Source organism: Nostoc cf. edaphicum LEGE 07299, from assembly GCF_015207245.1.
GTDB classification, from domain to species: Bacteria; Cyanobacteriota; Cyanobacteriia; order Cyanobacteriales; family Nostocaceae; genus Nostoc; species Nostoc edaphicum_B.
Genome location: NZ_JADEXF010000453.1, coordinates 1 through 4465 on the forward strand (window position 1 = coordinate 1; position 4465 = coordinate 4465).

Here is a 4465-nt window from a genome sequence, read left to right on the forward strand (position 1 = left end):
TGTCTATAAGAGACAGATAGCAACGTGGACTAGCATTTTTCACTGGCGATCGCGAGAATTCTGCATTGGGAAGAAAATCAATTCTTTGGATTCCAGCTGTTAGCATTAGCTGATTTAGCCGCCCTAATTTCACCCGTACGCCGTTACAAACACCATCTTTGAGTTCTTGCATCAGTTCTAGTAATGCGTCAGAACCACTTTCTAACATGGTGTGTGTCAACATTAAAGTCAGAGTAGGACGCCCTAAATCGCTCCAATATTTTTGAATGTAAGCTAGTTCGCTTCTAATTTGATCCAGCAAAAAATGGTAATCAAGAGTTAAGTAAAACTGCTGAGAGTCAGAGAAGGAAGGCAAAAATACAATTGTTTCACCACGAATTCGAAAGATTCTAGATGTTGTTAAACTCCGCAGTCGCCGCACTGGCCGCCCAGTTAAGCCAAGTTTATCATTACGTCCAATTTGGGTATAAATAGCTGAAAATTCTCCAGCTTTTCTCACTTGAATCGGTTCTACCTGGGCGGGTGTTTGTACTTCAATTCCGTGAACTTCTAGTTTCGTTTGTAAATCTTCATCTTCTGCTAATAAGGCAATTTGTACCAATGCTTCGCGCTGCTTTCCTACACACAAATGCCTTCCCAAAGGGTCGATATCACCAACCGCAAGTAACCCTTCGCTTAACATTTGACTGAGGAAATATAAACTCTGCGCCCACACCAAAGGAATATTTTCATTGGGCAAACGTGGTTGCGTTTGAGGTGCTAACTTTTCTGCCTCTATATTTTCTGCTGGAACATAATAAAGTTCTGGCAATAAACGCAAACCATCTTGTTCTATGAGTAATGATTCTAAAAGCTCTTGGTATTTTTTAACTTGTTCTTGTTCGCCACGAAATAATCCATCTAGAACTAAATAAGTGAAAAATAACGGCCATTCACATTCAATATGCTCAAATTGCTTGAGTTCCCACGGTTCGTAGTGCAAACGCTGATGATCTTCTAAAACAGTTTGGTGTCCATCACGCAGAAAGCGTTTGCAACCGTATTTACCTGCGAGTTTGTTGATAATATCGTTTAGAGTGCGATCGCGTAATTGTAAATCTTCTACTGCAAAGGCAGGATAACTAATAATACTTAACAGCGCCGCATCAATTTCTTTGGAACCAGATTCTCTCGGTAATAAGGATTCCAGGGTAATCCGGGCGCGGGCAATTTCATCTGGTAGCACATGAATTACTGATGCTTGACTACCATGCACACCAAACAAATCCAGTCCATTGATAGCTTCTAAAGCAGCTTTTGCCATACCTACGGAACTGGCATTTAACTCAGCATTACCACGATTAATTTTATTACCACGTTCCCAAATGCCGTAATCTGGTGTGCGGTAAGCTCGTCCAATGTAGTAAACTAAATTTTGGACGAAATTCACTTCATCAATCGTATAAATTATTTGCAATCCGGCTGCGGTCATTTGCGCCAATATCAGTAAAAATATAGATGTGGCATCAAGTTGCAAATGTCCCCATTCATCATCACCAACAACAATGTCACCAGTTGCAGTATTATATTTGGCGTGTAGTCCATCCAGTAGCGACTGAGTATGTTTAAATGTCTCTACTTTATGAGCCTGTCGCATCATTGCAAAGAGCAACCCGCGCATCAGTTTGATGACACTGTGTTCTAGTTCATAGGTGCGTCCTTCATCGTCGTCAATTTTGCGGTATGCAAGTCCTAAACCCCAAACTGCCAAAATGCTGTAAACGTTGTCTCGTACCCAGGCATCAGTATAATCGCCGTGGGCTGTAATCGCTGTACTAGCAGGTAACAAACCAGTAATCGGATTCTGTCGAGTCAGGATAATAGTCTTGATTTGCTGGTAGTAATAGTCCAGACGAGTTAGCAATTCGGTAGATGTTTTCATGATTTGGTTCAGAACAACTTGCAAAAATTGACCCTGTGACTGTCAAGTGAATTACCTAAACCAAGCCAGAAGAAGTTCTGTAATGGTTGATGGAACAACAGCTAAGGGTGGTGTGAGTTTATTATTATCTCCTGTTAATACGCCTCTGGGTACTTAATTTTAGCGATCGCAAACTAAAATTTGGTGCAGTACATAAATCCTCCTAACAGCACCGAGTGTTTTCTGGATGGCGCTGCATTAAAGCTTCCCAATCCCGATTCACCTGACGATTTTTGGCTACCACCAACCAAGTGCTTTCTATCTCAAATAATGCAGGAGCCGTCAGTTTAACTTCTGGCGGCTCCACATTCTCTACTATTAGATTTTCTTCTTGGTTGTCTGATATACATACTTTACACAGCACTGTGAGCAGATGGTTTGGTTAATGGTACTTCATTAGTTTCGGCACTAAAAGCTGCTGCCAGTTCAGGACTAGCGACCGCAATGGCGCTTTCATGCTCATGGATGAGCTATGTTTTTCCTGGTGTCAGCTATGCTATATCTACACCTAATAGAAGCGTTCGTGAACCACTTTACTATCTTTCCACTTGTGAACCGAAACTTGTTCAAGGGTTACTGTGATCTAGTCCGCATTCAACACTTTACGAAACACAATCTTATCAGCGCCCGCCGTGTAGAAGTCCCGGATGCGAGCCTCTTCCTCGTAGCCGCACTTCGCGTAGAACGTCCGTGTGCGCTCGAAGCTCTCTAAAGTTTCCACCAGTAGCATTCGCCCACCGCGGGCCTTCAAAGTTTCTTCAACGTAGCGCAGCAGTTTCCCACCACGTCCTTGTCCTTGGCGATCGGGGCGAATGGCGATCAATTGTAGGTTCCACGTCTGATCGGTCATCCGTTCAGGCTCACAGTAGGCGACCCCCACCGGCCCGTCTTCGTCATCGTCATCGGTGATCCAGAAGGGATCGCTGTCGGTGTTGCCGCCGAGGTAGTCAGCCAGCATTTTGCCGAGATCATCGAGTTCGTTCGGCTGGAAACCGATTGTGTTGGCTACAGCAATCAGCGCTGCTGCATCTTCGGGTTTTGTAGGTCGGATCATGGAGAATTTCAGTGTATGCTTGAAGCATATAATAACCACCAGATTTGCTTGATGTCAATATGCATGACGCATATAATTTAGGTATGGAAAACACTAACCTTGCGAATGTAGTGGGGGCTTTGGCTCTTGCCTTGACAGATTCGGTCGACCAGTCGGTGAAGCGAATGATCGATGATGCAGGGCCGGCTGCCGAGGCTATGTGCTTGGTAAGACATGCACCAGGGATACCGATTGAACAATTGCGCCGCGCCCTTGGGATGTCGCATCCAGGTGCAGTGCGGCTTGTAGAGCGACTGGAGAAACAAGGATTGATTCTCCGTGAACGCTGCTCTGTCGATCGCAGAGCTGTGGAACTGAAATTGACCCAAGAAGGGGAAGCTCTGGTGAGTAAGATGCATCAAGCGCGGCTCTTGGCACTTGAGGAAGCCATCGCTTCCCTATCCTCAAAAGACCGCCTGCATTTGTGCCGCATCAGTAACCAAATCTTATTTTCCCTAGCAAAAACGAAGGACAGCGCCTTAACTATCTGCCGTTTATGTGATGAAACAAACTGTCTGAATTGTCCAGTGAGTAAACGTTACAGCGAATTGACTTAACGGGGGTGAATGCAGAATAAATCAGCCACATGGAAACGCCTGTGATACATCATGCAACTTATGTTTGCGAGATTACCAGAACCTTGCTTATCACGGTTTATTAGACTGGCGACTGGCTTTAGATATGGCGCAATTAGTGTTATCAGCCTCATCTGCAATTGATCTCAATTCCCCCAACGGCAGTATTCCAAATCCTTGGAGTGAACTATATCAAGGGATGAATCCACCAATTTCCGCTACCCTTCAACGCCTTGGTTATGGCTTACCTATTCAGTTCGGAACTCTTACTGGCTACGTACACCAAAATCAAAAGCGTCAAACAATACCTTCGCCAAAACAAGAGTATGAAGAGAGAGGGCGCTCTGTAGTAGAGTTGTTGTCTTCCCAAACGACAACTCAAAAACTACAATTCGCCCATGCTCGACATCCTATCACTCTTACAATGCCTGCTACCGCAGATAAACGCTACAACAATGCGGCAGTTGAACCAAATAATCTTGGCTATGTTAGCAATGAACGGCCGAGTCACAATGCCCTTGAATATCACGTTGGGCAGGGATTGGTGGCAGTTATCGGACGATATTGAGATTTTTTCATACAGTAATACCTTGGGCGACGTTATTTTGGCTATTTTTCCGCAAGCATTTGTTTCGTGCAAATGAGGTATATTTACTTGCAGGAGATGAAGTTGTAGTCAGCAAATCAGGTAAACAGACTTATGGATTAGATCAGAAATGTTGAATCTTGATACAAAACTTTACATATTTAATTACACTAACTCTAAAAAGTCCAAAATAGTCAACATGACATCATCTCCTCAAACCAATGAACATAACTGATTTTCTGACACATACA

At 43.9% G+C, this 4465-nt stretch carries 5 protein-coding genes and 1 pseudogene; 3 read left to right on the plus strand and 3 right to left on the minus strand.

Annotation, left to right across the window (positions count from 1 at the left end; genetic code table 11):
* Both IQ229_RS14590 and IQ229_RS14595 read right to left on the minus strand, forming a co-directional pair.
* The coding region (locus IQ229_RS14590; RefSeq protein ID WP_194044827.1) for a glycoside hydrolase family 15 protein at window positions 1-1921 on the minus strand (1921 nt) is incomplete at its 3' end.
* Between the two features lie 202 nt (window positions 1922-2123).
* Complete coding sequence (locus IQ229_RS14595) at window positions 2124-2324, minus strand: hypothetical protein (protein WP_228013472.1); 201 nt, start codon at window positions 2322-2324, stop codon at window positions 2124-2126.
* A 14-nt stretch (window positions 2325-2338) separates the two neighbouring features.
* Between IQ229_RS14595 and IQ229_RS14600 the strand changes: the two genes are divergently transcribed.
* Window positions 2339-2542: a hypothetical protein gene (locus IQ229_RS14600; protein ID WP_194044829.1), complete on the plus strand. Its 204-nt coding sequence runs from the start codon at window positions 2339-2341 to the stop codon at window positions 2540-2542.
* A gap of 1 nt (window position 2543) precedes the next feature.
* Here IQ229_RS14600 and IQ229_RS14605 read toward each other — a convergent pair whose 3' ends face one another.
* On the minus strand, window positions 2544-3014 hold the full coding sequence (locus IQ229_RS14605; protein WP_194044831.1) for a GNAT family N-acetyltransferase: 471 nt from the start codon (window positions 3012-3014) through the stop codon (window positions 2544-2546).
* A 59-nt stretch (window positions 3015-3073) separates the two neighbouring features.
* On the opposite strand from IQ229_RS14605, the gene IQ229_RS14610 reads away from it, so the two are divergent.
* Window positions 3074-3610 carry a MarR family winged helix-turn-helix transcriptional regulator gene (locus tag IQ229_RS14610; RefSeq protein WP_194044833.1) on the plus strand — a complete coding sequence of 179 codons (537 nt, stop codon included), beginning with the start codon at window positions 3074-3076 and terminating at the stop codon, window positions 3608-3610.
* 416 nt (window positions 3611-4026) lie between these two features.
* A pseudogene (locus IQ229_RS14620) lies at window positions 4027-4342 on the plus strand (transposase); the annotation flags it as partial.
* Between the last annotated feature and the right edge of the window lie 123 nt (window positions 4343-4465).

Excerpts from the sequence above, each read along its gene's own strand:
- IQ229_RS14605 (WP_194044831.1), bottom strand. The coding sequence starts at position 3,014 with ATGATCCGACCTACAAAACCCGAAGATGCAGCAGCGCTGATTGCTGTA.
- IQ229_RS14610 (WP_194044833.1), top strand. The coding sequence starts at position 3,074 with ATGCATGACGCATATAATTTAGGTATGGAAAACACTAACCTTGCGAAT.